General features: G+C 62.2%; 15 protein-coding genes. 1 reads left to right on the top strand and 14 read right to left on the bottom strand.

The features are described from left to right. Positions 1-116: 116 nt before the first annotated feature. From INT29_RS00390 to ftsW, 11 genes are all read right to left on the bottom strand, one after another. A complete protein-coding gene (locus tag INT29_RS00390) occupies positions 117-1,040 on the bottom strand; it encodes an RluA family pseudouridine synthase (protein WP_101570435.1) in 924 nt (307 codons plus the stop codon). Further along, entirely contained in the window at positions 1,033-1,578 is a 546-nt protein-coding gene (locus INT29_RS00385; protein WP_101570436.1) for a signal peptidase II, read from the bottom strand. Before INT29_RS00385 ends, INT29_RS00390 begins: the two co-directional genes overlap by 8 nt. Before the next feature lie 132 nt (positions 1,579-1,710). Further along, positions 1,711-2,538 carry a DivIVA domain-containing protein gene (locus INT29_RS00380; protein WP_193070412.1) on the bottom strand — a complete coding sequence of 276 codons (828 nt, stop codon included), beginning with the start codon at positions 2,536-2,538 and terminating at the stop codon, positions 1,711-1,713. Between the two features lie 384 nt (positions 2,539-2,922). Then, positions 2,923-3,222, bottom strand: coding sequence for a YggT family protein (locus tag INT29_RS00375; RefSeq protein WP_101570438.1), 300 nt, complete (start codon positions 3,220-3,222; stop codon positions 2,923-2,925). A 103-nt stretch (positions 3,223-3,325) separates the two neighbouring features. Further along, positions 3,326-3,817, bottom strand: a complete 492-nt coding sequence (locus INT29_RS00370; RefSeq protein WP_193070411.1) for a cell division protein SepF — start codon at positions 3,815-3,817, stop codon at positions 3,326-3,328. Between the two features lie 76 nt (positions 3,818-3,893). After that, positions 3,894-4,652, bottom strand: a complete 759-nt coding sequence (gene pgeF, locus INT29_RS00365; RefSeq protein ID WP_193070410.1) for a peptidoglycan editing factor PgeF — start codon at positions 4,650-4,652, stop codon at positions 3,894-3,896. 1 nt (position 4,653) lies between these two features. Continuing rightward, on the bottom strand, positions 4,654-5,823 hold the full coding sequence (gene ftsZ, locus INT29_RS00360) for a cell division protein FtsZ (protein WP_193070409.1): 1,170 nt from the start codon (positions 5,821-5,823) through the stop codon (positions 4,654-4,656). Positions 5,824-6,013: 190 nt separating this feature from the next. Beyond that, positions 6,014-6,766 carry a cell division protein FtsQ/DivIB gene (locus INT29_RS00355; protein WP_319020808.1) on the bottom strand — a complete coding sequence of 251 codons (753 nt, stop codon included), beginning with the start codon at positions 6,764-6,766 and terminating at the stop codon, positions 6,014-6,016. 8 nt (positions 6,767-6,774) lie between these two features. Continuing rightward, the gene (gene murC, locus INT29_RS00350) at positions 6,775-8,175 is read right to left on the bottom strand and encodes a UDP-N-acetylmuramate--L-alanine ligase (RefSeq protein ID WP_193070407.1); all 1,401 of its coding nucleotides are present in this window, start codon (positions 8,173-8,175) and stop codon (positions 6,775-6,777) included. A 2-nt stretch (positions 8,176-8,177) separates the two neighbouring features. Continuing rightward, positions 8,178-9,278, bottom strand: coding sequence for a UDP-N-acetylglucosamine--N-acetylmuramyl-(pentapeptide) pyrophosphoryl-undecaprenol N-acetylglucosamine transferase (locus tag INT29_RS00345; RefSeq protein ID WP_193070406.1), 1,101 nt, complete (start codon positions 9,276-9,278; stop codon positions 8,178-8,180). Position 9,279: 1 nt separating this feature from the next. Next, entirely contained in the window at positions 9,280-10,728 is a 1,449-nt protein-coding gene (gene ftsW, locus INT29_RS00340) for a putative lipid II flippase FtsW (RefSeq protein ID WP_226841520.1), read from the bottom strand. Here ftsW and INT29_RS19940 point away from each other — a divergent pair. Further along, positions 10,706-10,906, top strand: coding sequence for a hypothetical protein (locus INT29_RS19940; RefSeq protein ID WP_226841559.1), 201 nt, complete (start codon positions 10,706-10,708; stop codon positions 10,904-10,906). The two genes, ftsW and INT29_RS19940, sit on opposite strands and share 23 nt — an antisense overlap. A gap of 27 nt (positions 10,907-10,933) precedes the next feature. Here the strand turns inward: INT29_RS19940 and murD are convergent, their stop codons facing one another. Genes murD through INT29_RS00325 form a run of 3 tightly spaced genes read right to left on the bottom strand, consistent with a single transcriptional unit; the run spans position 10,934 to position 15,013 of the window. Continuing rightward, a complete protein-coding gene (gene murD / locus INT29_RS00335) occupies positions 10,934-12,454 on the bottom strand; it encodes a UDP-N-acetylmuramoyl-L-alanine--D-glutamate ligase (protein WP_319020807.1) in 1,521 nt (506 codons plus the stop codon). Between the two features lie 7 nt (positions 12,455-12,461). Continuing rightward, positions 12,462-13,550 carry a phospho-N-acetylmuramoyl-pentapeptide-transferase gene (gene mraY, locus INT29_RS00330; RefSeq protein ID WP_101570447.1) on the bottom strand — a complete coding sequence of 363 codons (1,089 nt, stop codon included), beginning with the start codon at positions 13,548-13,550 and terminating at the stop codon, positions 12,462-12,464. Further along, positions 13,547-15,013 (bottom strand): UDP-N-acetylmuramoyl-tripeptide--D-alanyl-D-alanine ligase, encoded by a 1,467-nt coding sequence (locus INT29_RS00325; protein ID WP_101570448.1) that lies wholly within the window; start codon positions 15,011-15,013, stop codon positions 13,547-13,549. The genes mraY and INT29_RS00325 overlap by 4 nt, the downstream gene beginning before the upstream one ends. Between the last annotated feature and the right edge of the window lies 1 nt (position 15,014).

Here is a 15,014-nt window from a genome sequence, read left to right as displayed (position 1 = left end):
GGTGATCGAAGTCATGATCGGGCCCATGCGGCACCCATCTCGGCGGCGTTCAGGTTGTGCAGGCAGCTGCATTCTGTGCCTGCACAGCAGAGTTCAGTACGTGCGAACCGCTGCGTTCAGGGTGTGCGAATTCGATCGAGTGCGTACTTCAGGTCCTCGGGGTATCCGCTCTCGAATTCGACCCATTCGTTGGACTCGGGATGGTGGAATCCGAGTTTGACTGCGTGCAGCCACTGACGTTCCAGGCGGAGATCTTTGGCGAGGCCAGGATCTGCGCCGTAGGGAAGGTCACCGACGCAGGGGCGTTTGAGTGCGGAGAAGTGCACGCGGATCTGGTGGGTCCGCCCGGTTTCGAGATGAACTTCCACGAGGGAGGCTCGGCGGTGTGCTTCGAGGACCTCATAGTGCGTGATCGCGTTCTTTCCACCGCTGTGGACTGCATACAGCCCATCGTGTCGTGGGTTGCGGGCGATGGGTGCGTCGATGGTGCCGAGCACAGGATCAGGCAGCCCTTGGACGAGCGCGTGATAGGTCTTCTCCACGGTGCGTTCCTTGAACGCGTGCTTGAGGACGCTGTAGGCATGCTCGCTCTTGGCGATGACCATCAGACCCGAAGTGCCAACGTCGAGACGCTGCACGATTCCCTGCCGCTCAGGAGCACCGGAGGTGGCGATTGTGAAGCCCGCGGCGGCGAGTCCGCCGACGACGGTCCGCCCCTTCCACCCCTGTGCGGGGTGCGCGGCGACGCCGACTGGCTTGTCGACGACGACGAACGCATCCTCATCATGGACGATCTTCATCCCCGGGACGGGGTCGGGCACGACTTCCAAGGGCTTGGCCGGCTCGGGCATCATGATGTCCAGGCGCGCACCGGCCACGACGCGATCCGACTTTGCGACGACCTGTCCTGACAGCTGCACGCCCCCTTCTGCACAGATGTCAGCAGCTGCCGTGCGGGAGAGCCCCAGCAGCTTCGACAGTGCCGAGTCCACCCGTTGGCCTTCGAGGCCTTCGGGTACCAGGATCGAGCGTTCAGCCATGTGTGTCCTCTCCGACCGTGCTCGCATGCTTCGAGTCCGATCCGTCCAGTTCAATGCCTTTGAGGCTGGCCACCACGAGGGTGACCGCCGCAGCGGATATCGCAATGTCGGCGACATTGCAGATGAAAAAAGTGAGGTCGATGAAATCGACGACGGCGCCGTGGAGGAATCCGGGCTGTCGGAACAGTCGATCCACGAGGTTGCCGAACAGACCACCCAACAGCAGTCCGAGCCCGACTGCCCAGGTCACCGAGCCCAACTTCTTCGACAGCAAGATGATCCCTGCGAACACAGCGACCGCTATGAGTGGGAAGATCCAGGTCATACCGGAGCCGAGTCCGAGTGCCGCTCCGGGATTCCGATAGAAGTTGAATCCAGCCAGAGTACCAATGACTGGGGTCGGTGCCTGTCCTTCGAGGAACCTGACCGCGAGAAACTTGGTGAACTGATCCACCGCCAGCACGACCGCGGCTATGCCGAACAACGCCCCGAGCATTCTGCGCCGCCGGGGTTTCGTCTCAGTGGCTTCATCGTTCATTTGGCTCATTCTAACTCACTGCCGTGACACGCGAAGGCTCTGGACCCGCAGCCATGATCCACCTCACGGGGACACGAACAAGGTCCGGGAACTCCATGGAGTTCCCGGACCTTGGGTGTCTGCTGTGGCGAATCAGAGTTTGTGATTCGACGGCGAACCGAAGGAGTTACCGTCCAGGGTCTCCGGGGCCAGACTCGTTGAGTTCTCGAGGTCACGCAGCTGATCGTTGAGGTAGCTCTTCAGACGTGTGCGGTACTGACGCTCGAAGTTCGACAGCTGGTCGATGGAGCGTTCGAGGGTCGACTTCTGGGTTTCCAGGGTCGACAGTGTCTCATCACGCTTCGTTTCGGCCTTGCCGACGATGTCCTTGGCTTCGGTCTCTGCACTTCGGATGAGCTCGTCGCGGCGGCGTTCGCCTTCTGCCACGTGCTCGTCGTGAACGCGCTGCGCCAGAGCGATGAGCCCGTGGGCGTCGCTATCGCCACTGCCCAAGGCCGAACCGAGGCCCAGACCGGCACCGGAGCCTGCAGCAGCAGGTGCAGCGTTGTTGACGGCAGGAGCGGATTCGTTCGCAGGTGGCGTCTGTGCAGCTGGCGCTGCTTCCTTGACGGCAGGTGCCGATGGCTGCTCTGTCGTTTCCGGGACAGCGGGAGACTGCCCCTGATTCTTCGCCGCCTGGGTCTCGTTCTGCGAGGGCGCCGGCACCGCAGCAGGCATAGCCTGAGTGGCGTCGATGTCCTGAGCGGGTGCGGCAGCAGATGCCCCGCCGGCGTCGAGTTCCTTGACGCGCTGTTCGGCGGTGGAGAGCTTCTGACGAAGTTCGTCGTTCTCCTGATAGAGACGGCGGATCTCTACGACAACCTCATCGAGGAAATCGTCGACTTCATCCTGGTCGTACCCGTCGCGGAACTTCACATGCTGGAACCGCTTGTTTACTACGTCTTCAGGCGTGAGCGCCATGAGGTCACCTTTGGTCGATCTACATTCATTACGCTGCCGCCATAAAGACGGCTTCAACGTCACATTAGCGTAACACCTGCAGTTTTGTCCTGCAGAAATGCCGTGTCACGTATTCAATGACGAAGCTTCCTAATCGAGCGTAACAACATCTGGAACGATTCGGCCAACTGAGAATGACCTCCGCAGGCCATTGTGATATCTGCAACAAGCTCATTATCGAGTGGGAACTATGTCCAGCGATGGCCGATTCGGCCACTCGCCTGCGCTCAGTTCGCTGCGCTCCGCTTTAGGACTTAAGGAGAAAGTGACCCCAATCAAACGCCCAGAAACAAACATTAACGTTCAACTACTAAGCTTCGAGCGCCCAACTTTCGGAGCTGATGTTCAGGCCGTCACCCGTGAGAAGTTGAACAGCACCGATGCGAGAATCTGAATTCCGATCAGCAACACGATGAATCCCAGGTCCAATGAGATCTGGCCCAATCGCAAGGGAGGAATCACCTTGCGCAGCAGACGCAGCGGCGGATCGGTCAGTGTGTACACGATCTCGGCCAGCACGAGGAAGAAGCCGGAAGGCTTCCATTCGCGCGAAAAGACCTGCACGAGGTCGAGGACCACTCGCGCCAGGAGAACATAGACGTAAAGACTGAGCGCAGTGCCGAGGATGTAGAAGATGATGGCCACGTGTTTCCTCGTGCCTTTCTTTGGTGCTTAGCTGTCGTTACTCAGGATATACGTCGGAGCTGAGGATGAGATAAGAATGAACTCAGTCGAGGGGCGAAGCAGCTCAGCTCTGGTTGAAGAAGCTCGCCTGTGAGTCCGGATCTGACTCGCTCTCTCCGCTGACCTCGATGTTCTCAGGGGTGAGAAGAAACACTCTGTTGGTGACGCGTTCGATGGAACCGTGCAGGCCGAAGATCAGGCCGGCGGAGAAGTCGACGAGACGCTTCGAGTTGTTCTCGTCCATCTCCGAGAGGTTCATGATCACCGGTATTCCCTCACGGAACGCGGCACCGATCACCATAGCGTCGTTATAGCTGCGGGGGTGGATTGTCTTGATGCGGTTCATGGAGATTCCTGGGGCCGGAGAGTCGACTGGACGAATCGGAGACGGATGGATCGGCGTGACTTGGGCAGAAGGCCGTTCCTCGTCCTCGACGTAATCGTCGACGGGCTCTTCGTAGGTGTCGATGACCTCACGGTCACGACGTTCGATGGGCTGCTCGTCCTCTTCTTCGACGAAACCCAGGTATTCCAGCGTCTTCTTGATTGCTGACATTTTTCCACTCCTCGGCCTTCGGCACTTCCTCGCCTGCCGCCAAACTATCTCAACAGACCGGCCTGGCGGGTGAGTCTCATGGGTGTGTCGTGTGGTTTTCTTCCTGGAGCCAGACCACACCGGCAAATCTGCCTGTGCTCTGTTGTCTCCGGTATGAGAACAGATCCTCGGATTCGCGTGTGCAGGTGCGAGAGAAATGGTCGATGCTCACGCCTGCACGGCGCAGCTGCTCCGCCACCGCCCCTGCGACGTCGATCGCCGGGGTACCGGTGACCGACACCGAGGCGGCCACAGGTTCGACTGCAGCAACTTCTTCCCGAAGCGCGGCGGGAACTTCATAGCATCGTGGGCACACCGACGGTCCGATGATCGCATGGATGTCAGCGGCACCCAGGTTGCGCAACGCAGCGATTGTCTCCGGCACGATGCCCGCAGCCATTCCGGGCCGTCCGGCATGAATCGCGCCGATGACGCCTGCCTCGGGGTCCGCGAGCATGATCGGCGTGCAGTCTGCGACCATAATGGCCAGCCCGAGCCCGCGGCACGTCGTGACCTGTGCATCTGCACTCACGGGTTCATCGCGCAGCTGCTCCGGTGATTCGATGATGCGGACTTCGGTGCCGTGGACCTGGGACACGAAACTCAGTCGCTCTCCGCTCAGGCCGAGAACCTGAGCCAAAGCGGCGCGGTTCGCGGCGACGAGCTCATCGTCATCCCCGACATGTCGTGCCAGGTTGAACGATGACAAGTCTCCCCTCGAGTAGCCGCCGTGCCGGTCGGTGAACGCCACATGGGCGTTCTGCCTTCCGGGAACGACGAATCTCGAGTGCAGCATCTTATTTCAGAAAATCCGGGATATCGAGGTCGTTGTCGAGGCTCGATGTGCTGCGCTCGTTGGGCAGTGAGGTCGGAATCTGATGCTCCTCATTGCGAGGTTCAGGTTCGACTGCTGCCGCAGGCTCAGCTTCTTCCGCGGGTGCGGATTCGATGTCGGCGGGGCTGGTCGCCATCGGGATCGAGGCTGGGGCAGACTCGGCCGGGGCCGAATCCTGGCCGGCGACCGTATTGTCGAACCCTGCTGCGATCACGGTGACACGGCATTCGTCGCCGATGTTGTCGTCGATGACTGCACCGAAGATGATGTTGGCTTCGGGGTGCGCAGCTTCCTGCACCAGTCGGGCCGCTTCGTTGACTTCGAACAGACCGAGATCGGCGCCGCCCTGGATACAGAAGAGCACACCGTGGGCGCCATCGATGCTGGCTTCGAGCAGAGGTGAAGCAATAGCCGACTCTGCGGCCTGGACGGCACGGTCATCACCGGTGGCTGCTCCGATGCCCATGAGCGCGGTGCCGGCATCCTGCATCACTGACTTCACGTCGGCGAAGTCAAGGTTGATCAGACCCGGGACCGAGATGAGGTCGGTGATTCCCTGGACACCAGAGCGCAGAACCTCATCGGCCGAGCGGAACGCGTCGACGACGGAGACGCTGCGGTCTGAGATGGAGAGCAGTCGATCGTTGGGGATGACGATGAGGGTGTCGACCTCTTCGCGCAGTGCGGCTATGCCAGCTTCAGCCTGGGCGGAACGGCGACGGCCCTCGAAGGTGAACGGGCGGGTGACGACACCGATCGTCAGTGCTCCCAGCGAGCGTGCTACTCGGGCCACGACCGGAGCTGCGCCTGTGCCTGTTCCTCCGCCTTCACCAGCGGTGACGAAGACCATGTCGGCACCCTCGAGTGCGTCACGGATCGCCTCTTCGCTGGAGTCTGCGGCTTTACGGCCGATCTCCGGATCAGCACCGGCGCCGAGTCCGCGAGTCTGGTCGCGTCCGATCTCCAGCTTCACATCGGCGTCCGAGAGCACAAGTGCCTGCGCATCGGTGTTGATCGCGATGAACTCCACGCCGCGCAGTCCGACGTCGATCATCCTCTGAACAGCGTTGACACCGCCGCCGCCGGTACCGGCAACTTTGATATCCGCTCCGGATTGTGGGAATTCAGCCAAGTCGGTTCCTCTTTCGGCGCATCATCCACGCATCATCTGCGTGCAAATTCGAACGGTCTTCTTTGCCCTGAGGCTATTGTCCGGGGCAACACCACTGCAACCATTCTCGCCGGAGTGTCCGACATCGGCCAAACTTCAGCCCCGGTGTGTCGGCGGCAATGACAGACAACACGCCTCGTTTCGCGGGTTTTCAGTTGGTCACGGGCACCGAGGGCACAGAGACGTCGATTTCAGTGCGTCCGTCGGCTGCCAGCTGCAGTGCGGTTCGCATCTTCAAGCTTGCGCTCGTGCTGTCTCCGAAGGCCACTTTCGCCTTCGCTTCGCCGGTGTCAATGACCCCGGCGAGGTTCTTCTCGTCCTTGGCATGAATCGAGGCCAGGTCGGAGCGCAGCGAAGGTCGAAGTCCGGCCATGAAGCGGATCACTGCGGACACAGTTTTCTGGTCTGGAGAACCTGCGGACTCTTCGAGCACGGTCACGCCTTTGGGTGCCTTCTTCACGGTGCCCAGGTCGACGGCCTCATCATCGAAGAGCTGGTACCCATCTGACGTTGTGATCGCCAGAACCGGGTCCCTGTCGGTGATCGTAATGTTCAGGCTGCGAGGTCCCGCATAGTGCACCGAGGCTTCCTTCGCCCGAGGGAACTCTTCGAGGACGGCCTTCTCCACAGCTCCGGGACGCACCCGAGGCAACGGTGTGCCGCCGTCGGAGCCGAGCACGGATTCCGAAATCTTGTCCGGGTCGACCAGCTTGCTGCCCTTGACGTTGACCTTGTCCAGCGCCAACAGAGGTGAGAACCAGAGCACGGCCGCGATGACGAGAACCCCAGCAATCGCGCCGATGAGCTGGAGGCGCCGGCGCCATACCTGTCGTCTGCGCGCACGGATGACCCCGGTGAGGTCCGCGGTCGAGTTGTCGTCGGTGCGCGGTTCGGGAAGGGGCACCACAGTGTTCAGGCCTCCAGTGCGGTGAGCAGCTCAGGGCCGAGGATCGTCACATCCCCCGCTCCGAGGGTGAGCACAAGATCGCCGGGGCGCACACGGGCTGCGACATACGGCACCGCTTCGTTGAAGGATTCGACGAAGGTCACGTTCTCATGAGGGACTCGATCGGCGATCAGCGCACCGGTGACACCGGGAACCGGATCCTCCCGGGCCGGGAACACGTCGAGGACGACGACCTCATCGGCCAGTCCGAGAGCCTCACCGAATTCGGCTCGGAACTCCATCGTGCGTGAGTACAGGTGCGGTTGGAAGATTGCCCAGACCCGGCCCTCTTCGGTGACGACTCCCCGAGCAGCACTGAGCACCGCTCGCAGCTCCGTCGGGTGGTGAGCGTAGTCGTCGATGACACGGACTCCGGCAGCGATTCCGCGTTCTTCGAAACGACGCCGAGTGCCTCCGTAGTTCCCGAGGCCGCTTGCCGCCTTGGCGACATCGGCGCCGAGGCTGTGGGCGACGGCGATCGCGGCCGTCGCGTTGAGTGCATTGTGGGTGCCTGGTTGGCGCAGTGTCACCGGCAGCGGCTCTGCCTGTCCCGGCACGTCGAGAATGAATTCGGAGACCAGTCCCGAACGGAGTTCGCGCAGGCGGATGTCGGCAGATTCGGAGGTTCCGTAGAGGATGACAGAGGTTCCCAGCTCCCGCGCCTGTTCGGCGACAGCGAGCGAACCTGGGTCATCGGCGCAGGCGATGACGGTTCCTCCGTCGGCACCGATGCCCGCGCAGAATTCGACGAACGCCTCCGTCACCTTCTCCGGTGTCCCGTAGTAGTCCAGGTGATCCGCTTCAACGTTGGTGAGGATGCCGATCGTGGGTTCGTAGAGCAGGAACGAACCGTCCGATTCGTCCGCTTCTGCGACGAATACGTCACCGGTGCCCAGATGGGCGTTGGTGCCCGTCGTCGACAGCACTCCCCCGATCACGAATGAGGGATCCAGCCCGCAGGCCTGCAGAGCCACGGTCGTCATGGACGTCGTGGTGGTCTTGCCATGGGTGCCGGCCACGGCCACGGCCCGTTTGTCGGCCATCAGCGATGCCAGCGCACCCGAACGGTGGAGAATCCGCAGGCCCTTGCGTTCGGCTTCGACTAGTTCGGGATTGTCCTTGCGGATCGCTGAGGAGATGACAAGGGTGTCGGCCTCGCCGAGGTTGTCGGCCGAGTGCCCGATCTCGACTCTGGCGCCCAGGGTCCGCAGCACATCGACGACTGCCGATTCCTTCGCGTCCGAGCCCGAAACGGTGACACCGTTCATGACCATGATCCGTGCAATCCCGGACATGCCCGAACCGCCGATTCCAATGAAGTGGACGGCACCCAGTTCTGTGGCCGGGACGATTTCAGCTGTGCTCATGTTCAACCTCTCAGAGCGCGAGTGACGATGGTGGCCATGGTGCTGGCGGCAGTGGTCGGATATTGCAGATCAAGGGCTGCTGCGCTCATGGCGTCCAGGCGCGCGCGGTCGGTCACCAGGGGCAGGATCTTGTCTGTCACGGTCGACGCGTTGAAGTCCGCGTTGTCGACGAGCATAGAGGCTCCGGCTCTGACGCTGCCAGCCGCGTTGAGCCGCTGTTCACCGTTGCCGATGGCCAGCGGAACGTAGAGGGCGGGAACACCGACGACGGTGGCTTCAGACACGGTCGCGGCCCCGGAACGAGCCACGAGCAGGTCCGCGACCGCATAGGCCCTGTGCATTCCGTCGACGTAGTCGACGACGTGGTAATCGGGCAGCTGGGCCGCTGCCTCACGCAGAGCATCATCTTTGCCGGCACCGGTGATGTGCAGCACCTGCACCCCGTTCTCCTGGCACAGCGGTGCTGCGGCGAGGAAGGCGTCGTTGATGCGCTGTGCTCCAGACGATCCGCCGGTCACCACAAGGACTGGTTTGTCGTCGCTGAGGCCGAGGTCCTGTCGCCATGCCTGTCGCTGGGCGGCGTCGCTGCGGTCGAGTGAGGAGATCTCCGTGGGCATCGGCATGCCGACCAACTCGGAGTTGCGCAGCTTCGTATCGGGGAAGGTGACCCCGACCATTCCCGGTTTCGTCAGGACGGCGCCGAGGCGGTTCGCCATTCCGGGCTTCGCGTTGGCTTCGTGGACAAGCAGAGGGATCTTCGCCTGTTTGGCTGCGATGAAGGCCGGTGGGCAGACATATCCGCCGACTCCGACGACGGCCTTGACGTCGCGCTCGGCGATGATCGCTTTGACGTGTGAGATGTTGGCGGCGAATCGTTTCGGGAACTTCAGCGCGGCGGGACTGATCGAACGCGGCATTGGGACCTTATCGATGGTGAGGAGTTCGAAGCCGGCCTTCGGAACGATATCGGCTTCTAGCCCGTCTGCGGTTCCGAGGGCGATTACGTCCCAGTCAGGATGGAGTGCACGCAGCTCTCGACCGATTGCCAACATGGGCGAAATATGGCCGGTGGTGCCTCCACCGGCAAGAAGAATGCTCGTCATCTCACTTCTTTCTCTTTCTGGCCAGTACGGCGAACGAAGATCTCACACGGTCCCTGTGCACCTTGATCGCAGCAGGAGCTCCGTCCTCGGTGCGTGCGAAGGACAGGATCACCCCGACCGCGAGCAGTGACGCGATGATGGAGGAGCCGCCGTAGGACACAAAAGGCAGGGGCAGGCCGATGACCGGCAGAAGTCCGGTCACGACACAGATATTGATGGCTGCTTGGCCGATCAGCCAGGCGAAGAGTCCGGCCGTGGCGATCTGGATGAACCTGGATTTCGAGCGCAGGATCACTCGGACCATTCCGCAGGCAAGAGCCACGAACATCAGGATCACAGCCAAGGACCCGAGCAGCCCGAGTTCCTCGCCGATGATGGCGAAGATGAAGTCGTTATGGGCCTCGGGCAGCCACGACCACTTCTCACGGCTGGCACCGAGGCCCACACCGAGCCAGCCTCCAGAAGCCAAGGAGAACAGGCCATGATTGGACTGCCAAGCCGAGCCGGTGACGTCGGACGCGGTCTGGTCCGCATGGCCGGTGAGCGCTGAGGTGATGCGTGCGAGCCGGTTCTGCGAGCTTAAGACGAAGAATAGCGCGACACCGCCCAGAGAGCCGAAGAGCAGGAGGAAGTACTTCCACGGGAAGAAGCCGATGAACAGACAGACCAGGGCCATGGCCATGAGCACCAGGCCCGTGCCGAGGTCATTGCCGCCGACGACGAGACCCACTGCGAGGATGATGCCTGGGACGACCGGCATCATCGCGTGCCCGAAGGTGGTCATCTTTCCGTATTTGCTGGCCAGCACGGCACCCAGCCAGACGGCCAGCGCAATCTTGAGAAACTCTGAAGGCTGGAGCTGGAACCCTCCGAATTGGATCCAGTTGGCGTTGCCCTTCGTCGACTTGCCGACACCCGGGAGGAACACAGCAGCCTGCATGAAAACGCCGAGCAGCAGCGCGGGCCATGCCAACTTGCGCCACCAATGCAGCGGGAAGAACGAGGCCGCGAGCATAAGGACGATACCCATCGTGACGAAGCCCGCCTGCTTATTGAAGTAGGCAAAAGATGATCCTTCGCCCCCGTCATAGGAGGTGATCGAGGACGCGGAGAGGACCATGACGAGACCAAGTGACGTCAGGGCGAGGACTGAGACCAGAATCAGATAGTAGGTCGTAAGCGGGTAGGCAGAGACGCGAGCGAATTCACGACGCGCCCAGGACAGCGCGGCCCGGGTGCTCCCTGCTCGCGGCTGATCATGAGTGCCGGAGGCTGTTTCCGTGCCGGTGGTCTTCTGCGCACTGGCGGTCTTGTGCGCGCTGCTGGTCTTCTTCGCTGCGGTCCGGTTCTTAACAGCGGCGGTCTTCGAACCGGCTGATTTACCGGCAACAGCCTTCGCCCCGACAAGGTGTGAGGTTGTCGACTTCTTGGCGGTCGGCGACTTCTTCATGGCGGGCGACTTTGCGCTCGGCTTCGCTGTGTTCGGTTTTGTTGCACTCGACTTCGCTGCGGTCGGCTTTGTTGGGTTCGGCTTTGTGGCGGCCTTCTTAGCTGCGGCCTTCGTGTCTCCTGCCCGGGCCACAGCCGGCTCGGCCGACCTGCTCGAGCTGGGACGACGGCGTGACTGAGATTTCGCACTTGCCTGCCGACCCATGTCAGTTCCCCAGGTGAGCGTGGACAGCCTGAGTGAAGAGTTCACCCCGAGTGTTGTAATTGAGGAACTGGTCCATGCTTGCTGCTGCGGGTGCCAGCAGTACGGTATCTCCGGCCTGGGCAATGCCTGCAGCGGCTTCGACTGCGGCAGCGACCACTGCTTCACCGCGACGGCGAGGGACGCCGGAATCCACTGCGAGTGCAGGTTCTATCCGAATCACTTCGAGATCTGGAACTGTCGCGGCAATGGCTTCGCGGAAGGCAGCGTCGTCTGCCCCGATGAGTACGAGTGCTCGGAGTCGGTGGCCGTGATCGGCGAACAGCGACGTGAAGTCTGCCCCCTTGGGCAGTCCCCCGGCGATCCAGACTATCGAGTCGAAACTGCCGAGTGAGGCGTTTGCCGCGTGCGTGTTCGTCGCCTTCGAATCATCAACCCAGCTGACACCATTGCTTTCAGCTACGGTGACCATGCGGTGAGCACCGAGCGAATGGTTCTTCAGGCCTTGGGAGATCGCTTGACCAGGAACACCGATGCTGCGGGCCAGAGCGGCGGCGGCGAGTGCATTCGAGACTTGGTGGTCCGCCGGTGCACGGCCAGCAACTCCCGTGGCCGCGGCCACGTCGTCGACCGAGGCGAGCTCGGCGGCCGAGGAGTAACGCTGCGTAATGAAGGCACGGTCGACCAGCATGTCCTCGACGACACCCAGCTCTCCCGGCCGTGGGATGCCTGTGGTGAAGCCGATGGCCTTGGCGCCCTCGACTACGTCAGCCTCTTCGACCATGTGCAGGGTCACCTCGTCGGCGACGTTGTAGATGCACGCGGTCTTGGCCTGGTGATAGATCTTGGCCTTGTCGGCCTCGTAGGCGTCGGCGCTGCCGTGCCAATCCAGATGATCGGGGGCGATGTTGAGCACAGCGGCGGCATCGGCGCTCAGTGAATACTGCCAGTGCAGCTGGAAGCTCGAGAGTTCGATCGCCAGCACTTCGAGTCCTGGTTCGAGCACGGCTTCGAGGAGCGGTGCACCGATGTTGCCGCAGGCCTTGGCCTTGAGCCCATCGGCCAGGAGCATAGATTCGAGCATCGTCGTGGTCGTCGTCTTGCCATTGGTGCCGGTGATGGCCAGCCATTTGGCATCGTTGGTGCCACGGATCCGCCATGCCAATTCGACCTCGCCGATGACGGGTACGCCAGCCTCGGCGGCAGCCACGAGCAGCGAATGATCGGGACGCCAACCAGGAGACGTGACAACCAGATCGAGCGGCTGCTCGGGCAGGTGCGTGACATGCTCCGCTCCGCGGCGGATGTCGACGTCGAAGACCTCGAGGATCTGAGCCTTCTCGCTGACATCCGCCTGATCATCACCGTCGACGACGATCACGTCGGCACCCCGCTCACCGAGATGAACCGCTGCGGGGAACCCTGTCACACCGAGACCGGTGACCAGGATCGACAGCCCGTCCAAGGACGAGCTCGGACCCACGAGTGCTGCCGGGATCGCCTCGGCGTTGGGATAGTCAGTCACAGGATTCTCAGCCAACGCGAGACACCCATTCGGCGTAGAAGAGACAGATTGCGGCGACGACGAAGAGCGCGGCGATGATCCAGAAGCGCACTACGATCGTGACTTCGGCCCACCCCTTGAGTTCGAAGTGATGTTGGAGCGGAGCCATCCGGAAGACACGTTTGCCGGTGGTCTTGAACGAAATCACTTGGATGATCACGGACAGAGTGATGATGACGAAGAGACCGCCGAGGACGACGAGCAGGAGCTCGGTCCGGGACATGATCGCGAGACCGGCGATTGCGCCGCCGATGGCCAGGGAGCCGGTGTCGCCCATGAAGATCTTCGCGGGCGAGGTGTTGAACCAGAGGAAGCCGAAGCAGGCTGCCGCCATCGCTCCTGCGACCATTGCGAGGTCACGGGGATCGCGCATGTAATAGCAGGCGTTGGTCGCGTCTGTCATCAGGTTGCAGTTCTGGGTCGACTGCCATGTGCCGATGACGACATAGGCGGCGAAGACGACCACAGAAGCACCGGCGGCCAATCCGTCGAGTCCGTCGGTCAGGTTCACCGCGTTGGAGACTGCGGTGACGATGAGGTTGGCCCAGATGACGAACAGGATGAGACCCAGCACTGCGGAGCCGAAGGCCAGGTCGAGGTTGGTGTCACGGATGAAGGACACCTTCGTCGACGCCGGAGTCTCACCGAAGGAGTTCGGGAACTGCAGTGCCAAAACCGCGAAGGAGATCCCGACGAAGCCCTGACCGAGGAGCTTGGGCACCGGTCGCAGGCCGAGGGAACGCTGCTTCCTGATCTTGATGAAGTCGTCGAGGAAGCCGACCACGCCGAGCCCTGCGGCCAGCCAGAGAACGAGGAGACCGGACGCGGTGGGCACGGAACCGGTGAACAGGTGCCCGAGCAGGTAGGCGAGGATGGCAGCACCGATGATGACGACGCCGCCCATGGTCGGTGTGCCGCGCTTCGTGGCGTGAGACGTCGGTCCGTCATCACGGACGAACTGGCCGTAGCCTCGTTTGACCAGGACACGGATGAACAGCGGTGTGCCGACCAGCGACAGGATCAGTGCCAGGCAGGCGGCGAGCAGTACGGCAATCATTGGGCCCCCGAGACACCGGCGATTTCATCTCCGAGATAGCGCAGACCAGCATCTCTGGAGGACTTGAACAAGACGATGTCCCCGGGTGCCAATTCCGCACTCAGCAGGTCCTTCGCTTCGGCTGCGGTCGGAACCCAAGCCGCTTCGTTACCCCATGAACCTTCGAGGTTCGCGGCGTTGAAAATGGGTTTTGCTCCCTCACCGACGACGATGGTGCGAGTGATGTTCAGTCGCACGACGAGTTCGCCGATGTCGGAGTGGGCGGAGATCGATTCGTCGCCGAGCTCCAACATTTCGCCGAGAACGGCGAATGTCCGACGTGGTCGGCTGTCTTCGTCGCCGCGACCCATCGATGCCAGCGTCTTCAGAGAAGCGCGCATCGATTCGGGGTTCGCGTTATAGGCGTCGTTGAGCACGGTCACGCCGGATGGGGAGTCGATGAGCTCCATGCGCCAACGGCTCGCAGCCGAGGAGGTTGAGAGTGTGGTCACGATGGACTTCACTCCCACCCCGCAGGCGTGGGCGATGGCTGCGGAGGCGAGGGCATTGCCCACATGGTGTTCGCCGATCAGAGCCAGTCGGACGTCCTGTGGCTCCTCGCCAGGCAGGTCCAGTGAGAAGGCTGCGTGCCCGGAAGCGTCGGTCGTGACTCCGGTTCCGCGAACAACGGAGTCCTCCTCCGCGACCCATTCAGGCAGTGATTCCCGCTGTGAGAACCACAGGGTGTCGACCTCGGGCGAGAGCACCTCGCGCATCCCTGCGACTCGAGAGTCGTCGGCGTTGAGGATCGCGACGGATCCCGCGGTGAGGGATTCGACGAGCTCGGCCTTGGCACGTGCTGTGTTCTCGATCGAGCCGAAGACGCCCGAGTGAGCGGTGCCGACAGCGAGTTCGACAGCAATGTCGGGGCGAACGAGGCTGGTGAGGTAAGCGAGGTTGCCGATGGAACGGGCACCCATCTCCAGGACCAGGAAGCGGGTGGACTCCCCCGCCCGCAGTGCCGTCAACGGCACTCCGACCTCATTGTTGTAGGAGTTGGGCGGCCACACGGTCTCGGCTTCACCGGCGAGCAGATCGGCGGCGAGGTCCTTCACAGTGGTTTTGCCGACCGAACCGGTGATCGCGATGACCGTGATCTCTCCGACCTCACGCAGTGCCTCGATGTTGCACTTGGCCAGCTGGCCAAGTGCTTCGGTGGCATCGGAGACGAGGACGGTCGGCAGGGTCGCATCGTCGAGGGTGGGAACGGATTCGCCGATAATCAGCGCTGCGCCTGCCTCCACGGCTGCTGCTGCGAATTCGATGCCGTCGAAGGACTCACCTCGGCGGGCAACGTAGATATCGCCGGGTCCGACTTCTCTCGAATCGGTTACCACTCCGGCGGACAATTTGGTCTCGGGGTCTACGCCGTACAACTCGCCGGAGACGGCGGTTGCTATTTCGGCTGCACTCAGTCGCTTCATA

The sequence above is a fragment of the Brevibacterium sp. FME37 genome, assembly GCF_014897485.1.
Classification (GTDB): domain Bacteria; phylum Actinomycetota; class Actinomycetes; order Actinomycetales; family Brevibacteriaceae; genus Brevibacterium.
Note: the sequence above shows the minus strand (reverse complement) of the source record. Positions and strands in the feature narration are given on the sequence as shown.

What these genes read in the sequence shown, in the direction of transcription:
- INT29_RS00390 (WP_101570435.1), bottom strand. Translation starts at nt 1,040, where the DNA reads ATGGCTGAACGCTCGATCCTGGTACCCGAAGGCCTCGAAGGCCAACGG.
- INT29_RS00385 (WP_101570436.1), bottom strand. Translation starts at nt 1,578, where the DNA reads ATGAACGATGAAGCCACTGAGACGAAACCCCGGCGGCGCAGAATGCTC.
- INT29_RS00380 (WP_193070412.1), bottom strand. Translation starts at nt 2,538, where the DNA reads ATGGCGCTCACGCCTGAAGACGTAGTAAACAAGCGGTTCCAGCATGTG.
- INT29_RS00370 (WP_193070411.1), bottom strand. Translation starts at nt 3,817, where the DNA reads ATGTCAGCAATCAAGAAGACGCTGGAATACCTGGGTTTCGTCGAAGAA.
- pgeF (WP_193070410.1), bottom strand. Translation starts at nt 4,652, where the DNA reads ATGCTGCACTCGAGATTCGTCGTTCCCGGAAGGCAGAACGCCCATGTG.
- murC (WP_193070407.1), bottom strand. Translation starts at nt 8,175, where the DNA reads ATGAGCACAGCTGAAATCGTCCCGGCCACAGAACTGGGTGCCGTCCAC.
- INT29_RS00345 (WP_193070406.1), bottom strand. Translation starts at nt 9,278, where the DNA reads ATGACGAGCATTCTTCTTGCCGGTGGAGGCACCACCGGCCATATTTCG.
- ftsW (WP_226841520.1), bottom strand. Translation starts at nt 10,728, where the DNA reads ATGAAGAAGTCGCCGACCGCCAAGAAGTCGACAACCTCACACCTTGTC.
- mraY (WP_101570447.1), bottom strand. Translation starts at nt 13,550, where the DNA reads ATGATTGCCGTACTGCTCGCCGCCTGCCTGGCACTGATCCTGTCGCTG.
- INT29_RS00325 (WP_101570448.1), bottom strand. Translation starts at nt 15,013, where the DNA reads ATGAAGCGACTGAGTGCAGCCGAAATAGCAACCGCCGTCTCCGGCGAG.